Raw genomic sequence first — 15182 nt, 5'->3', positions numbered from 1 at the left:
TTTCTCTAACATGTCCTACGGATCACGTGAGGTCAAGCACTTCCCGTGAAGTTCCTGTAAATCTTCCTATGTGTCTCCCGGTCGCCGCCGGATCTGGGGCAGGATGGACGCTCCCCCGGCGACGCCATCGACCAGAACATCCACCAGAACCGACCCGTGAGGATCTCCGTGACCCAGCAGCCGCAGCACCAGCCCTACGCCCAGCAGCCCGTCCCCGAGGCGCCGAACGTGCGCGTCCTGGCGGTGCTCTCCCACCTCTCCTCGCTGCTGGGCCTGGTGATCTCGGTGGGCACACTGAGCTTCCTGGGGCCGCTGATCTTCTGGTTCGTCTACCGGGACCGACCGGAGTACGCCTTCGTGCGGGCCTGCTCCGCAGGGGCGTTCAACTTCAACCTGATGCTGTGGCTGGTGAACATCGCCGCGGGCATCCTGGCCCTGGTGACCCTGGGCATCGGCCTGATCGCGGCCGTGCCGATCTGGGGCGTCACCTCCCTGGCCGCGATCATCTTCCACATCATCGGGGCCGTGCAGGCCCACCGCGGCGAGGTCTTCCGCTACCCCCTGCAGATCCGCGTGCTGCGCTGAGGCAGGAACGGGGCGCGGGCCGCGATGGGCCCGCGCCCCGCACCTTCGGCTGAGTTCGCGCCTCAGTCCGCGGCGGCCAGATCCGGGTAGGCCTCGGCCACCCCGGCGCAGGTGATCCGCCCGTCCCGGGCGTTCAGCCCCGCGGCCAGCCCGGCGTCCTGCACCAGGGCCTCCTCCACACCCTCGGCCAGGCGCAGCGCGTACGGCAGGCTGGCGTTGTTCAGGGAGGCCGTGGCCGTGCGCGGCACCGCGCCCGGCATGTTGGCCACGCAGTAGTGTCGGATGCCCTCCACCTCGAAGATCGGGTCCTGATAGGTGGTGGGGTGGGAGGTCTCGAAGCAGCCGCCCTGGTCGATCGCGACGTCGATCAGCAGCGTCCCCGGCTTCATGATGCCCAGGTGCTCCCGGCGCACCAGCTTGGGGGCGGCCGCGCCCGGCACCAGCACGGAGCCGATGACGACGTCGGCCTCGCGCAGCTCCCGCTCGATGGTCGCCGGGTTCGAGGCGAGCACCCGCGCGGTGGCGCCGAACAGCTCGGTCAGCTGCCGCACCCGGGGCAGGTAGGCGTCCAGGATGGTCACCTCCGCCCGCAGCCCCACGGCCAGCTGCGCCGCCTGGGTGCCCACGACACCGCCGCCGAGCACCAGGACCCGCGCCGGACGCACTCCGGGGGTTCCGCCGAGCAGGATGCCGGGCCCGCCCTCGGTGCTCAGGGTGTGCTGGGCGGCGGCCTGGGCCGCCAGGCGCCCGGCGATTTCGGACATCGGCGCCAGCAGCGGCAGGGCCCGGCCCTCGCGCACGGTCTCGTAGGCGATCGCTGTGGTCCCCGCGCTCAGCAGGGCCTCGGTCAGCGGCCGATCCGCGGCCAGGTGCAGATAGGTGAACAGGGTCAGGTCCTCACGCAGGAACCCGAATTCGGAGGCAATGGGCTCCTTGACCTTGACCAGCAGCTCGGCCTCGCCCCAGGCCTCCTCCTGGGTGGTCAGCCGCGCCCCGGCCCGCTCGTACTGCTCGTCGGTGAAACCGGAGCCCTCTCCCGCGCCTCGCTGGATGAGGACCTCGTGTCCGCGGTCGGCCAGGGCGTGCACGCTGTCCGGCGTGAGCCCGACCCTCCGCTCGCTGGGCTTGATCTCGGTGGGAACACCGATGCGCATGGGAGCATCCTCCGGTTGGTCGTGGGTCTCGGATGGGGATGGCCCACCACGTCGTGGTCCGCACCACCATCATGACACGAGGTGCCGATCACACCGAACAGGAGCGCGCTCCGTGTCGGGCATCCGGAGCCGCCCACCCGGTCCCCGGCCTCAGCCGGCGAGGTGCTCCCTCGCGGTCGGGTCGGCGTCGTGCAGGAAGGCCTCGATGCGGTGGGCCTCATCCTCCTCGCCGATGGCGGCGGCGGCCTGCCCCAGCAGGTGCAGGCAGGTCAGGAAGCCGCGGTTGGGCTCGTGGGAGTACGGTACCGGCCCGTGGCCCTTCCAGCCGTGGGCCCGCAGGGCATCGAGACCGCGGTGGTAGCCCACCCGGGCGTAGGCGTAGCCCTCCACGAGGTACCCCTGCTCCAGGGCGTCGCCGGCGATGACGGACCAGGCGAGGGAGGACTTCGGGAAGGCCTTCACCAGGTCCTCGCCTTCGTCGCCGGCCTCGATGCGGACCCGCACCTGCGGCTCCTCCTCCAGCAGGGTGGGCTCGGGGGCGTCCAGCAGATTCTTTCCGGCCAGGGACATGGCGGCTCCTCACGTGCTCGCTTGCGGGGTTGACGGCCAGCCTATCCCGCCCGACGCGACGACGCCGCCCCCGGGTCCCTTCCGCGGGGGAAGGGCCGGGGGCGGCGTGGACTGCGCGGGATCCGCTTACTTCATGCGGGTGCCGGCGGAGCCGAGGTTCTGGCAGGCCTCGACCACGCGGTCGGCCATGCCCTCCTCGGCCTTGGCGCCCCACACGCGCGGGTCGTACATCTTCTTGTTGCCGACCTCGCCGTCGATCTTCAGCACGCCGTCGTAGTTGGCCAGCATGTGCCCGGCCACCGGACGGGTGAACGCGTACTGGGTGTCGGTGTCCACGTTCATCTTGATGACGCCGTAGGAGACGGCGTCGGCGATCTCCTGGGCGGTGGAGCCGGAGCCGCCGTGGAAGACGAGGTCGAAGGGCTTGTCCTTGCCCAGCTTCTGCCCGACCTCGGACTGGATCTGCTGCAGCAGCTCGGGGCGCAGCTTCACGTTGCCCGGCTTGTACACGCCGTGGACGTTGCCGAAGGTCAGGGCGGTCATGTAGCGGCCCTTCTCCCCGTTCTGGCCCAGCGCGTCGATGGTCTTCAGGGCGTCCTCGGTGGTGGTGTAGAGGGAGTCGTTGATCTCCCCGACCACGCCGTCCTCCTCGCCGCCGACGGCGCCGATCTCCACCTCGAGCACGATGTGGGCCTTGCCGGTGCGCTCGATCAGCTCGGAGCCGATCTTGAGGTTCTCATCCAGCGCGATCGCGGAGCCGTCCCACATGTGGGAGTTGAAGATCGGGTCCTCGCCGCGGGCCACGGCCTCCTCGGACTTCTTCAGCAGGGGCAGCACGAAGCCGTCCAGCTTGTCCTTGGGGCAGTGATCGGTGTGCAGGGCGATGTTGACGTCGTACTGCTGGGCGACCTCGCGGGCGAAGGCGGCGAAGGCCAGGGAGCCGACGACCATGTCCTTCTTGGAGGCGCCGGACCAGTAGGCCGCACCGCCGGTGGAGACCTGGATGATGCCGTCGGACTCCGCCTCGGCGAAGCCGCGGATCGCGGCGTTGAGGGTCTGGGAGGAGGTCACGTTGATCGCCGGGTAGGCGAAGCCCTTCTCCTTGGCGCGGTCGAGCATCTGCGAGTAGACGTCTGGGGTGGCAATGGGCATGGCAGGCTCCTTCTTCGACGACGTGCGCGCCAGCCGGTCTGGCGGTGCGCCTTCCGAGCGGTCCGGTGCTCGTCCCCCGTCAGCGGTGGGTGCGCCGTCGCTCGCTCGGTCCTCAGTCTACCAACGGATTGCGTGTGATCCAGAGGGTTTGGCCCGGTGTTTCGGAACCGAACCCACAGAAACCCACATCCGCGGCGTCGCCCCCCCCCCGGACACGGGGGCGCCCGCCCCGGCCCGTGATGGGCCGGAGCGGGCACCCCTTCCGGGTTCCCGGATCAGTAGGGCAGCGAGTACAGCTGCTGATCCGCGGCCCGGGGATCGCGGTCATCGTCCCCCAGGAGCAGGAACATCCGGTGCTGCTCCCCAGCAGAGTCCCGATAGGACAGGGTGTACCGGCCGGAGGGCAGCTGCGGGAGCACCCCACCCTCCAGGACCGCCGCGGTGGGTCCATCCTGCTTCCAGGTGGTCCCGGCATCCACGGTCACCGCATTGCCGGTCACGGAGTCCCGATAGGTGATGTCCACCTGCGGGTTCTGCTCGACCACCTCGGCCGCGGTCCGCGGATCCACGGCCCCCACCGTCAGGGACTCGAGCCCGATCTGGCGGACGGGCACCCCGAGGACCCGGGTCTGGTGCGCGTTCTCCTCCGTCATGACCGGCTCCAGGTCCGCGCCGTTGGAGTAGACGGTGCCCATCTCCAGCTGCGGGGCGGAGCTGGGCTTACCGTCGGGGTCCAGGTAGATGGGCCCGCCCGCGGCGCCCTCGGCGAACTCAGGGGTCACCGGGCCGCGGATCTGCACCATCTGATGGCCCAGGTCCTGGGCGATCAGGGGGTGCTCGGAGAGGTCCAGGACCCCGTCCTTCACGGGGAAGACCTGGGTCTGGCCGCAGGTGCCGTCCCCGATCTTCACGTCGTACTGCCCATCCGGGGCGTTCACGAGGGTCGAGTCCCCGGCCCCGGCGGGCACCTTCACCTCGAACTTCGGGGAGGAGACGCCGTTCTGCTCGAACGCGCCGAACTGACCGGCCGGGTGCGGCAGCGTGAAGGCCGCCGGGGCCGTGCCGTGGCCCTCCAGCCACTGACCCTCGTTGGGCTCAGCCCCCCGGGGAGCCGGCGTCGGTGGGCGCCTGGCACAGCCCCGTGCCGCCGGCGGGGGCGGCCTGGGCCGGGACCGCGGAGGCCCCGAGGACGCCGATGCCGAGCATCGCGGCCGCCGCCGCGGAGGCGATGGTTCGTCGAGCGGACTTCTGGGTGTCACCGGTATCCATGGATCTCAGCTCCTTATGTTAGGGATTCGCTTTGATTCGCCCCATGGATCGAGGTTGCGATTTCACGCTATCGACCCCGCCGGGGTCGACAAGAGCTCGCCTCGAAATCCCCGGTATTTTTTCGCTGCACCTCGGAAACAGACTCCTGACCTGCGGATATAGCGACGCTCAGCGAATCCATATGCTGAGATGCGCGCTTTCTTCCGGCGCGTTCGGAGAATGTTCGCCTTTTCGTGACCATCGCGCGCAGAGGTCACGGATCCATCACTTTTCCTTGCGCGATCACGCATCGCGGCGCGCCGTCACGGGCCATCTCAGGCGGAAGGGGCCGGACCTTCCGGATGCTGGCCGAAGGCGTGCCTGCGGATCCAAGCGTGCATGGCCACGGCCGCCGCGGCCGAGGCGTTGATGGAGCGGGTGGAGCCGAACTGCGCGATGGACAGCGTGGCCTGCGCGGCTTGCTTCATCGGCTCCGACAGGCCCGGACCCTCCTGCCCGAAGACCAGGACGCACTCGCGCGGCAGATCGAAGGTCTCCAGGGGTACGGAGTCCGGGAAGTTGTCGATGCCGATCACCGGTAGCCCGGCCTCCTCGGCCCAGGCCCGGAACTCCTCCACCGTGGCGTGGTGGCGCACGTGCTGGTACCGGTCGGTGACCATGGCCCCGCGCCGGTTCCACCGGCGTCGCCCCACGATGTGCACCTCACGGGCCAGGAAGGCGTTGGCGGTGCGCACCACGGAGCCGATGTTCAGGTCGTGCTGCCAGTTCTCGATCGCCACGTGGAAGCCGTGCCGGCGGGTGTCCAGCTCCGCGACGATCGCCTCGGTGCGCCAGTACCGGTACTGATCCGCGACGTTGCGCCGGTCCCCCTCGGTCAGCAGCTGCGGGTCCCACTGCGGGCCCTGCGGCCACGGCCCCTCCCACGGACCCACGCCGACGACGTGCCCGGGCGGGATGGTCGCGGAGTCCTCCGGGGCCGCGGGACCGGAGTCGGAGGCAGCGGTCTCGGGGGAAGCGGCGTCGGCCGATGCGGCGTCGTCGGGCGCGCTCGGATCCCGGTCGGTCACCGGGTCAGTCGTCCAGGCCGAGCTCGGACTTGGAGTAGGCGTACAGGCAGGGCACGCCCGCGGCCTCTTCGATCCGCTCCTTCGCTCCCGTGGCGCGATCCACGATCACGGCCACGGCCACCACGTTGGCTCCGGCCGCGCGCAGCGCCTCCACCGCGGTCAGCGCGGAGCCGCCGGTGGTGGAGGTGTCCTCCACGACCACGACGTCGCGGCCCTCCACCGAGGGGCCCTCCACCTGGCGCCCCATCCCGTAGGACTTCTGCGCCTTGCGCACCACGAAGGCGTCCACCGGGCGGTCCTGATCCCCGGCCGCGCGCATGATCGCGGTGCCCACCGGGTCCGCGCCCATCGTCAGCCCGCCGGCCGCGGCGAACTCGATGCCGTGGCGGTCCAGCAGGTCCAGCATGACCTGGCCCACCAGGCGGGAGGCCTCGTGGTGCAGGGTGATGCGGCGCAGGTCCACGTAGTAGTCGGCCTCCAGCCCGGAGGCCAGGGTGACCTTGCCGCGCACCACAGCGAGCTCCACGATGAGGTCGCGCAGCCGCTCACGGGCCGCGTCGATGGACGGGGTCTGGGACAGGGAGGAAGTCATGGCGCCCATTCTACGGGCGGGGGCCCGTCTCCGTCCCGGTCTCGGCCCGGGTCGTCACCAGGCGGGCGCAGGCGTAGGCGACCGCCACGGCCAGGACGATGGGCAGGAACGCGGAGGCCGGCTGATCGGTGAAGCCGATGGTCAGCAGGATCGCGGTCAGCGGGGCGTTCATGGACACCGCGAGGAAGGCGGCGGCCCCCAGCAGCGCCCACGGGGTCGGATCCGTTCCGGGCAGGGCCAGCGCCGCCAGATCCCCCAGCAGCGCACCGGCCACCGCGCCCAGAGAGAACCCGGGGGTCAGGGTGCCGCCCACCGCCCCCGCTCCCAGGGTGGCCAGGATCAGCAAGGCCTTGACCCCCAGCAGCACGGCTGCCGTACCGGGGGCGCCGCCGTCGTAGGCCCACTGGGCCGCGGCCAGGCCGTTGCCCAGGGCCTGCGGCAGGGCCAGGGAGACCGCCCCGGTGAGCAGAAAGGCCAGCGGCAGACCGAGCAGCTGGCGCCAGCCGGTCAGGCGGCGGGACTGCACGCGCGCGACGACGCGGCGGAAGCCCAGCGCGGGCAGGGCCAGCACCAGCCCCACCGCCACGGCCGCCAGCAGCACCGGCCAGCTCCCCTCCAGGGCCTCGACCCGGTAGAAGGGCAGCGGGGAGACGGTCAGTCGGGCGACGATCGTCGCCAGGGCGCAGGTGCCCAGGGCCAGCACCGCGCAGTCCAGGGCGAAGGAGGCCAGCAGGATCTCCAGGGCGAAGCCCGCCCCGGCCAGGGGCACGTGGTACACCGCGGCCAGGCCCGCCGCCGCCCCGCAGGCCACCATGGTCCGCCGCTGCGCCGGGTCCAGCCCGAGGGCGTCCCCGATCCGCCCGGCGAACAGCGCGCCGATCTCCCGGGGAGCCACCTCCCGGCCGATCGAGGCCCCGCCGCCCACGGCGATCACCTGCGCGAAGGAGTTGACGATCCCGCGCAGCATCGGGGGTCGACGCCGCACCGGGGTGTCCCCGGCGACCATGCCCTTCACGGACTGCACCGGCGGCTGCGGGCGGCGCAGCAGCCACCACAGCAGGGAGACCACGGCCCCGACGATCAGCAGAGCCAAGACGCGCCGAGGGCCGTCCACCTCGGAGTACGGGTCCGTGTAGGGGCTCGCGGCGGTGCCGAAGCACAGGTGCTGCACCGCGTGCAGGGTCCAGGACATCCCCGCCCCACCGAGGCCGGAGGCGACGCCGATCAGCACCATGGCGAGCAGGAGGCGGGGGCGGAACACGGGGGCGGCGGACACGAGCGTCATCCTATCCGCCCCGACCCGCCCCACTCCTTCGCCGCGCGCCGACCGGCGGACCGCACGCACCGACGTCGACCCCGGACCACCCCCATGGTCTGCTGTGGCCTTGCTCACTATGCTCGGAGTCATACCGCCTCCCGGTGAGGCGGGGCCCCCGGCGCCGGGCCGGGCGGCCGAGCGGACATCGGATGAGGAGATGACCACGATGACCCAGCGGCACCAGCCCACCACACACCGACTGCCCACCGGCCGCCGACGCGCCGTCGCGATGACCGCGCTCGGCGTCGCCGCCCTGACCCTGAGCGGGTGCGGCTCGAGCGGGACCGACGCCGATTCCTCCCCGGCTCCCACCACCGCCGCCGCCAGCGCCGCGACCGGAGGGACGGCGTCGGGGACGACCTCCCCCGCGCCGAGCGGCGAGCCCACCGGGGCCACCGCGACGAGCAGCGCCCCGGCGGATGCGGCCCTGTCCTTCGACGGCACCGCACCCCTGCCGGTGACCGCGGACCAGCTCGGCGCCGCCGGCAGCCGCGGCTCCATGTCCCCCAACGGGCTGGGCAGCCCGGAGCAGACCCTGCGCACCGCCGACGGCGGCACCGCCCCGGACGGGACCTACCAGGTCTCCGCCGGGGATGGGCGCGAGGGCGCGACCGCCGAGGTGCAGGTCCGCGGCGGGGTGTTCTCCCTGGAGCAGGACGCCTTCTCCACCCTGCTCGCGGACAAGATGAACTACATGGTGCAGGTCCAGGGTCCGCTGGACGCGCAGGGCGGGGTCCCCGCCGAGCCGGAGATCCTCCTCGGCGCGGTGCAGTACCAGATGGGCAGCGACCTGCCCGGTCCCACCGGCAACGCCCGGAACATCACCGGGGTCCCGACGGTCCAGCAGGGCTTCTCCGAGCTGCCGATGGGGCAGGTCGAGGGCGGTGCCGCGACCGGCCAGATGGACACCTCCGGGCTGAGCGTGCCGCGGGCCGGGTACGTGGACGCGGCCACCGGCCGGTGGATCTCCGGCACCATCCGGGGGCTGCGCTGGTCCACCACCGCCGACGGCGCCCCGGCCCTGACCGGGGAGGGGCTGAAGCAGCTGCGCTCCGGGCGGTACACGTTCACCTACAGCGACGCCGCAGGGGCCCAGCACCACTTCTTCCTCTTCGTCACGGGCCAGGAGGCCGGGTCCCTGCGCAGCCCGCTGTACTCCCTTCCCTACGCCGGGTAGGGGTAGCCGAGGCCGGGTCGGCGGCCCGGGCGCCGCGGGACCAGGCTTCAGAGGAACCAGGGTTCAGAGGGAGAAGACCCAGACCGCCAGGGTCATGGTGGTCGCGGTGACCAGCACCAGGAAGATCAGGTTCAGCCAGAATCCGCCCTTGACCATCTGCCCGATAGTCACGTAACCGGAGCCGTAGGCGATGGCGTTCGGCGGGGTGGCCACCGGCAGCATGAAGGCGCAGGTCGCGGCCAGGGCCACGGGGATCGCCAGCAGCATCGGCTCCAGGCCCATGCCCATCGCCACCCCGCCGGCGACGGGCAGGAAGGTGGCCGCCGTCGCGGTGTTGGAGGTCAGCTCGGTGAGGAACAGGACCAGGCAGGCCACCAGCGCCACGATCAGCACCACGGGGATCCCCTCCAGCCCGGCCGCCTTCTGCCCGATCCACTCGGTCAGCCCGGAGGAGGTGAACTGCCCAGACAGGGCCAGACCGCCGCCGAACAGCAGCAACACGCCCCACGGCAGCTTGACCGCGGTGTCCCAGTCCAACAGGCGCACGCCCTTCTTCGCCCCGGCGGGCATCAGGAACAGCAGCACCCCCACCGCGATGGCGATGCCGGCGTCGGAGATCGGCGCCTCCTTGCCCCAGATCAGCGGCACCCCGATCCACGCGGCGGCCGCGAGCACGAAGATCACCAGGACCCGCATCTCGCCGCGGCTCATGCGCCCCAGCTTCTGCATCTCGTGGCGGATCAGCTCCCGACCCCCGGGGATCTCCTTGATCTCCGGACGGAACAGCACCTGGGTGAGCATGAACCAGCAGATCACCAGCCCGACGACGGCCAGCGGGACCCCGACCAGCATCCAGTGCCCGAAGCCGATCTCGATGCCGTGGGTGTCGGCCATGTAGCCGCGCAGCAGCGTGTTGGGCGGGGTGCCGATCAGGGTGGCCAGGGAGCCGATGGAGGCGGCGTAGGCGATGCCCAGCATCAGGGCGGTGCCGAAGTTGGACTTGATGATCTCCCGCTGCGCCTCGTCCTGGGGTTCGCCCGGCTCCCCGCCGAAGCCGGGCTCCTCCGCGGCCTGCCCCGAGTCCGCCTGCCCCTCGGCGTCGGCCGTCGAGGCCGAGGCCGTCTGCTCCTTGCCGATGTTCAGCACCAGGGTCAGCACGGAGACGCCGATGGGCAGCATCATCACGGCGGTGGCGGTGTTGGAGACCCACATGGACAGGAATCCGGTGGCGATCATGAACCCGGCGACCATCGCGGAGGGCTTGGTGCCCATGACCTTGAGGGTCAGCAGCGCGATGCGCCGGTGCAGGTTCCACCGCTGCATGGCCAGGGCGAGGAGGAATCCGCCCATGAACAGGAAGATCACGTTGTTGCCGTAGGAGGCGCCGACGTCGTCGAACTTCACCCCGTCCTCGAAGATGGGGAACACGATGAGCGGGATCAGGGCGGTGGCGGGGATCGGCAGGGCCTCGGTCATCCACCACACGCCCATCAGCACGGCGACGGCGCCGGTCAGCCGCGCGGAGTCCGGCATCTGATCGGCGGGCAGCAGGAACCAGACCAGCACGGCGAGCACGGGCCCGCCGATCAGGCCGAGCAGGCGCTTGGTCCGCTCGCCGCGCTCCACGGCGGGGCTGCGCTGACCCCGGGAGAGCTGCACCTGGCCGATGGCCTGGGTGGGGTTCGGTTCGTAGCTGCGCAGGTGATCCCCGGTGACGTGCGGATGCTCCATGGCGGCGGACCTGACCTTCCTCTCGACGCTGAGTGATCGGTGCCACCGACCCTAGCCGTCCCCCCGCCGTGTGACCCACTCGTGACGACGCCGCGCCGAGCCGCGACGGACGCTTCGGGGCGGGTAGCTGGGATCCGCGTCAGCCGATCCGCCAGCCCGGGGGCAGCGGGGCGCGCAGCTTGGCGAGCATCTCCTCGTATTCGGCCGCCGGGTCCGAGTCCGCGACGATCGCTCCGCCGGCGCCGATACTGGCCGTCGTCGCCTCCGGGTCCTCGCCGCGGGTCAGCACGAGGGTGCGGATCACGACGGCGAGGTCCGCCGTCCCGTCCGCGCCGATCCACCCGAGGGTCCCGGAGTAGATCCCGCGGGCCCGGCCCTCCAGCCGGTCGATGATCTCCAGGGTCCGCGGTTTGGGCGCCCCGGTCATGGACCCGGGCGGGAGACACGCGGCCAGCAGGTCCGCCGCGGTGCGCCCGGGGCGCAGCCTCCCGCGCACGGTGGAGACCAGCTGGTGGACGCTGGCGTAGGTCTCCACCCCGAACAGCACCGGCACCCGGATGCTGCCCGGGTGGCAGACCCGGGAGAGGTCGTTGCGCATCAGGTCCGCGATCATGAGGTTCTCGGCCCGGGTTTTGGGGTCGGCGGCCAGGGCTCGGGCGCAATCCGCGTCGACCTGCGGGTCCGCGCTGCGGGCCGCGGTGCCCTTGATGGGCTTCGCCTCGCACCACCCGTCGGCCGCGACCCGCAGGAACCGCTCGGGTGAGGAGCACAGCACCGCGAAATCCCCGCCCCACAGGAAGGCCGCGTGCGGGGCCGGGTTGGCCCGGCGCTGGGCGAGGTAGAGGCCCAGGGCCGTCGGCAGGCTCAGCGGTCCCGCCAGCGTCGCGCTCGTCTCGGCGGTGAGGCAGACCTCGTAGGAGTTCCCGTCGCGGATCTCGGCCAGCGCGGCGCGCACGGCGGTCTCGTACCCGGTGCGGTCCGGGGCGGGCAGGACGACGTCGGCCCAGCGGCCCAGGGCCGACGGTAAGGCCGCCTGCGGTTCTGCTCCATCGACGGCGTCGCGCACCGCATCGGCGATCCTCCGGACCCAGGCGGGGTCTCCGACGGCCCAAGCGCGCCCCGTGCGGTGGTCGACCAGGACGTGGCGGCGCACCCGCACCCACCAGGAGTCCGGGGTGGGCGCCGCGCGCGGGGGCCGGGAGTCTGCGCGGAAGTCCTCCAGATCCGCCGCGGCCTCGTACCCGAGGAAGCCGACCGCTCCGCCGTGCAGGGCCGGAGCGTCCTCCGGCAGCCCCGGAACGGGAGCGGGAGGCTCCTGCGGGGCGGGTACGGCGAAGCCCGCTCCGGTGCGCAGATCCTCGGATGCCGCAGCACCCAGGGCGCTCCACCCCGATCCCGTGGCGGAGGTGTCCAGCCACCAGGCCACCCGCTCGACGTCGGCCGGGGAACCGGCGGATGAGGGCCCACGGTCCAGGAGGATGATGGGCGCCAGCTCCTGCGCGCTCAGGCCCGTGGGCAGCTCATGCGCCCGGACGGCGTCGCTCACCGCCCGCAACCCGCCGCGATGGCGCGACCCTGCGGGGTCGGTTCCCCGCGGAGGACTGCGAAGACCTCCGGCGGGAAGGGGCGCGGTGCCATGGTTCCTCGCTTCCTGGGGGGGGCGGGTCGGGAGTCCCTGCGATCCTACCGACGGCTCGGCCGGGCCCGCGGGCATAGGCTGAAGCGCAGCACACATACTGCCGCTATCCACCACTTCAGGAGGAGCCCCATGGCCTCGCTCTCCCGTCGCATCGTCCGCTCCGCAGCCGCCGCCGGCGCGGCCGGACTCGCAGGCCTGGCCGTGCGGGACGCCCTGCAGCCGCGCCACTCGATCCTGCGCACCTTCCCCCTCCTGGGCCATGCCCGCTTCGCGATGGAGCGGATCCGCCCGGAGATCCAGCAGTACTTCATCGAGAGCAGCTACGACGGTCGACCCTTCGACCGCGACACCCGCTCGATGATCTACCAGTACGCCAAGGGCCTGGGCGGGGAGCAGGCCTTCGGCACGGAGCGGAAGGTCCTCCAGCCGGGACAGGACTACCTGCGCCACACCATGTCCCCCGTGCCCGTGATGGAGGAGGAGCCGCGCCAGCGCCTGGGCGGACCGGACTGCACCCGACCGTACGAGATCTCCCTGTTCAACATCTCCTCGATGAGCTTCGGCGCCCTGTCCGCCAACGCCGTGCTGGCCATGAACAAGGGCGCCGCCCTGGGCGGGTTCTCCCAGGAGACCGGGGAGGGCGGGCTCAGCGAGTACCACCTGGAGCACGGGGCGGACATCATCTGGGAGTTCGGCTCCGGGTACTTCGGGTGCCGCACCGAGGAGGGACGCTTCGACGACGAGGTCTTCGCCCGCAAGGCCGCCCTGCCGCAGGTCAAGGGCGTGCTCATCAAGATCAGCCAGGGCGCCAAGCCCGGGATCGGCGGAGTGCTGCCGGCGTCGAAGGTGACGCGGAAGATCGCGGAGACCCGCGAGGTCCCGATGGGCCAGGACGTGATCTCCCCCGCCGCGCACCCCGAGTTCTCCACGCCGCGCGAGCTGCTGGAGTTCGTGGACCGGGTGCGACGCGGGGCCGACGGCAAGCCGGTGGGCATCAAATTCTGTGTGGGCTCGCGCATCGAGGTGCTCTCCCTGTGCAAGGCCATGCTGGACACCGGGATCACCCCGGACTGGATCACCGTGGACGGCTCCGAGGGCGGCACCGGCGCGGCACCGGTGGAGTACGAGGACTCCGTGGGGGTGCCGCTGACGGACGGGATCATCATCGTGCACAACGCCCTGGTGGGTGCCGGGCTGCGGGACCGAGTCGCGATCGGGGCGGCCGGGAAGGTGGTCGGCGGGGCCGACGTCGTGCGCCGGATCGCGCTGGGCGCGGACTTCACCAACTCCGCGCGCGGGATGATGATGGCCACCGGGTGCATCCAGGCGCAGCGGTGCAACACCAACCGCTGCCCCTCCGGGGTGGCCACCCAGGATCCGTGGCTGTCCCGCGGGGTGGATGTGGAGGACAAGGCCCAGCGGGTGCGGGCCTATCACGCGGGCGTGATGCGCTCGGCCCGGCGCATCCTCGCCTCGATGGGGCTCTCCGATTTCAGGGATCTGGGCCCGGAGCACGTGATGCACCGGATCGACTCCACCCACACGCAGTCCTACGAGGAGCTCTACGACTGGCTGGAGCCCGGCTCCCTGGTGGAGGGCACGGCCCCCGAGTTCTGGATGCGCCGCTGGGAGCGGGCGGATGCGGACAGCTTCGCGGTGCCCCGCCGCCACCACCCCCGCAGCTGAGCCCCCGGGATCCGGGCCTGCGGGGCGTCGTCGTGCGCGGACTCAGGCGAAGGCGGACTGGCCGGTGATGTCCCGTCCGACGATCAGCCGCTGGATGGACTCGGTGCCCTCGTAGGTGTGGATGCCCTCGATGTCCGCGACGTGACGCATCACGTGGTTCCCCAGCAGGATCCCGTTGCCGCCGAGCATATCCCGGGCGGTGGCCGCGACCCTGCGGGCCCGGACCGTGTTGTGCACCTTGAACAGGCTGGCCTGCTGATCCCGCAGGATCCCCTCGGTCTGCAGGCGGGCGATCTGCGCGCTCATCAGCTGCATGTCCGTGATGTCGGAGAGCATCTCCACCAGCCGCTCCTGGACCATCTGGAACTTCGCCAGCGGCTTGCCGAACTGCACGCGCTGGCGCGAGTAGGCCAGAGCCGCCTCGAACACGGCGACGGCGTGGCCGAGCGCGGACCAGCCCACCCCGACGCGGGTCTCCACGAGCACCGCGGAGACCTCCTTGAAGCGGGTGACCCCGGGCAGCAGGTTCGATGCCGGGACCCGCACCCCGTTCAGGGAGATGCGGGCCTGGTCGATCGCGCGCAGCGCGCCCTTGCCGGTGATCACCTCGGCCTCATAGCCGGGGGTGTCCTGCGGGACGATGAAACCGCGCACGTCCCCGTCCTCGTCCCGGGCCCAGACCACGGTGATGCCGCCCGCCGCGCCGTTGCCGATCCACTTCTTCTCCCCGGTGATGACGTACTCGTCGCCGTCGCGCACGGCTGCGGTCTCCAGGGAGACGGAGTCCGAGCCGTGCTCCGGCTCGGTCAGGGCGAAGGCGCCGCACACCCGCCCGGTGACCAGGTCCTCCACGTAGCGCTGCTTCTGCTCCTCGGAGCCGAACAGGGCGATGGAGCGCAGGGCCAGCCCGCCCTGCACGGCCAGGGCGGTGGCCATGGAGCCGTCCCACCGGGAGATCTCCATGTTCACGAGTCCGGCGCCCAGCGGGGAGAGCTTCCGGTGCCCGGGGATGTCCAAGCCGTCGGTGAGCAGGTCCGCCTCGCCCATCTTGGCGACCAGATCAAGAGGGTATTCGGCGTTCTGCCAGGCCTCGTTCATCCGCGGCAGGATCTCCCGGCCGTAGGCGCGGGCGGCGGCCCAGGCCTCGCGGTCGGCGTCGGTGGCTCCGGCGAAGGCGCCGAGGTAGTCCAGGTCCTCGGGGGTCTCCAGGTCGTAGCGGGGTTCGGGGTTCACGGGCACGGG

14 protein-coding genes are annotated in these 15182 nt (G+C 71.9%); 3 read left to right on the top strand and 11 right to left on the bottom strand.

Translation table 11 applies throughout. The features are described 5' to 3' along the window. Nucleotides 1-168: 168 nt before the first annotated feature. Complete coding sequence (locus tag KKR01S_RS06360; protein WP_061225582.1) at nucleotides 169-585, top strand: DUF4870 domain-containing protein; 417 nt, start codon at nucleotides 169-171, stop codon at nucleotides 583-585. 62 nt (nucleotides 586-647) lie between these two features. Here KKR01S_RS06360 and ald read toward each other — a convergent pair whose 3' ends face one another. The 8 genes from ald to KKR01S_RS06325 form a co-directional block, all read right to left on the bottom strand. Then, complete coding sequence (gene ald / locus KKR01S_RS06355; RefSeq protein ID WP_058730999.1) at nucleotides 648-1739, bottom strand: alanine dehydrogenase; 1092 nt, start codon at nucleotides 1737-1739, stop codon at nucleotides 648-650. Nucleotides 1740-1889: 150 nt separating this feature from the next. Beyond that, entirely contained in the window at nucleotides 1890-2309 is a 420-nt protein-coding gene (locus KKR01S_RS06350; protein WP_058730998.1) for a DUF3151 domain-containing protein, read from the bottom strand. Between the two features lie 126 nt (nucleotides 2310-2435). Further along, a complete protein-coding gene (gene fbaA / locus KKR01S_RS06345) occupies nucleotides 2436-3461 on the bottom strand; it encodes a class II fructose-bisphosphate aldolase (protein ID WP_061225581.1) in 1026 nt (341 codons plus the stop codon). Between the two features lie 275 nt (nucleotides 3462-3736). Further along, a complete protein-coding gene (locus KKR01S_RS06340; protein WP_129357965.1) occupies nucleotides 3737-4429 on the bottom strand; it encodes a hypothetical protein in 693 nt (230 codons plus the stop codon). A 127-nt stretch (nucleotides 4430-4556) separates the two neighbouring features. Next, on the bottom strand, nucleotides 4557-4730 hold the full coding sequence (locus KKR01S_RS10975; RefSeq protein ID WP_165596165.1) for a hypothetical protein: 174 nt from the start codon (nucleotides 4728-4730) through the stop codon (nucleotides 4557-4559). A gap of 314 nt (nucleotides 4731-5044) precedes the next feature. Continuing rightward, complete coding sequence (locus KKR01S_RS06335; protein ID WP_224799814.1) at nucleotides 5045-5686, bottom strand: TrmH family RNA methyltransferase; 642 nt, start codon at nucleotides 5684-5686, stop codon at nucleotides 5045-5047. Nucleotides 5687-5801: 115 nt separating this feature from the next. Continuing rightward, on the bottom strand, nucleotides 5802-6398 hold the full coding sequence (gene pyrE, locus KKR01S_RS06330; RefSeq protein ID WP_375542987.1) for an orotate phosphoribosyltransferase: 597 nt from the start codon (nucleotides 6396-6398) through the stop codon (nucleotides 5802-5804). 1 nt (nucleotide 6399) lies between these two features. Beyond that, nucleotides 6400-7665, bottom strand: coding sequence for a chloride channel protein (locus tag KKR01S_RS06325; protein ID WP_165596164.1), 1266 nt, complete (start codon nucleotides 7663-7665; stop codon nucleotides 6400-6402). Between the two features lie 199 nt (nucleotides 7666-7864). Here KKR01S_RS06325 and KKR01S_RS06320 point away from each other — a divergent pair, with 199 nt between their 5' ends. Then, complete coding sequence (locus tag KKR01S_RS06320; protein ID WP_165596163.1) at nucleotides 7865-8884, top strand: hypothetical protein; 1020 nt, start codon at nucleotides 7865-7867, stop codon at nucleotides 8882-8884. A 63-nt stretch (nucleotides 8885-8947) separates the two neighbouring features. On the opposite strand, the gene KKR01S_RS06315 is transcribed toward KKR01S_RS06320, so the two are convergent. Together KKR01S_RS06315 and KKR01S_RS06310 are read right to left on the bottom strand one after the other, a co-directional pair. Then, nucleotides 8948-10615: an SLC13 family permease gene (locus KKR01S_RS06315; RefSeq protein ID WP_058730610.1), complete on the bottom strand. Its 1668-nt coding sequence runs from the start codon at nucleotides 10613-10615 to the stop codon at nucleotides 8948-8950. A gap of 139 nt (nucleotides 10616-10754) precedes the next feature. Further along, on the bottom strand, nucleotides 10755-12161 hold the full coding sequence (locus KKR01S_RS06310) for an anthranilate synthase component I family protein (protein ID WP_058743539.1): 1407 nt from the start codon (nucleotides 12159-12161) through the stop codon (nucleotides 10755-10757). Nucleotides 12162-12383: 222 nt separating this feature from the next. Between KKR01S_RS06310 and KKR01S_RS06305 the strand changes: the two genes are divergently transcribed. Further along, on the top strand, nucleotides 12384-13940 hold the full coding sequence (locus tag KKR01S_RS06305; RefSeq protein ID WP_061225576.1) for an FMN-binding glutamate synthase family protein: 1557 nt from the start codon (nucleotides 12384-12386) through the stop codon (nucleotides 13938-13940). 42 nt (nucleotides 13941-13982) lie between these two features. Here the strand turns inward: KKR01S_RS06305 and KKR01S_RS06300 are convergent, their stop codons facing one another. Beyond that, nucleotides 13983-15179: an acyl-CoA dehydrogenase family protein gene (locus KKR01S_RS06300; protein WP_061225575.1), complete on the bottom strand. Its 1197-nt coding sequence runs from the start codon at nucleotides 15177-15179 to the stop codon at nucleotides 13983-13985. Between the last annotated feature and the right edge of the window lie 3 nt (nucleotides 15180-15182).

Source organism: Rothia kristinae NBRC 15354, assembly GCF_001570865.1.
GTDB lineage: Bacteria > Actinomycetota > Actinomycetes > Actinomycetales > Micrococcaceae > Rothia > Rothia kristinae.
The sequence above is the reverse complement of the archived record's forward strand: the minus strand, read 5'-3'. Positions and strand labels throughout refer to the sequence as shown.

Excerpts from the sequence above, each read along its gene's own strand:
- ald (WP_058730999.1), bottom strand. The coding sequence starts at position 1,739 with ATGCGCATCGGTGTTCCCACCGAGATCAAGCCCAGCGAGCGGAGGGTC.
- KKR01S_RS06350 (WP_058730998.1), bottom strand. The coding sequence starts at position 2,309 with ATGTCCCTGGCCGGAAAGAATCTGCTGGACGCCCCCGAGCCCACCCTG.
- fbaA (WP_061225581.1), bottom strand. The coding sequence starts at position 3,461 with ATGCCCATTGCCACCCCAGACGTCTACTCGCAGATGCTCGACCGCGCC.
- KKR01S_RS10975 (WP_165596165.1), bottom strand. The coding sequence starts at position 4,730 with ATGGATACCGGTGACACCCAGAAGTCCGCTCGACGAACCATCGCCTCC.
- pyrE (WP_375542987.1), bottom strand. The coding sequence starts at position 6,398 with ATGGGCGCCATGACTTCCTCCCTGTCCCAGACCCCGTCCATCGACGCG.
- KKR01S_RS06320 (WP_165596163.1), top strand. The coding sequence starts at position 7,865 with ATGACCACGATGACCCAGCGGCACCAGCCCACCACACACCGACTGCCC.
- KKR01S_RS06315 (WP_058730610.1), bottom strand. The coding sequence starts at position 10,615 with ATGGAGCATCCGCACGTCACCGGGGATCACCTGCGCAGCTACGAACCG.
- KKR01S_RS06305 (WP_061225576.1), top strand. The coding sequence starts at position 12,384 with ATGGCCTCGCTCTCCCGTCGCATCGTCCGCTCCGCAGCCGCCGCCGGC.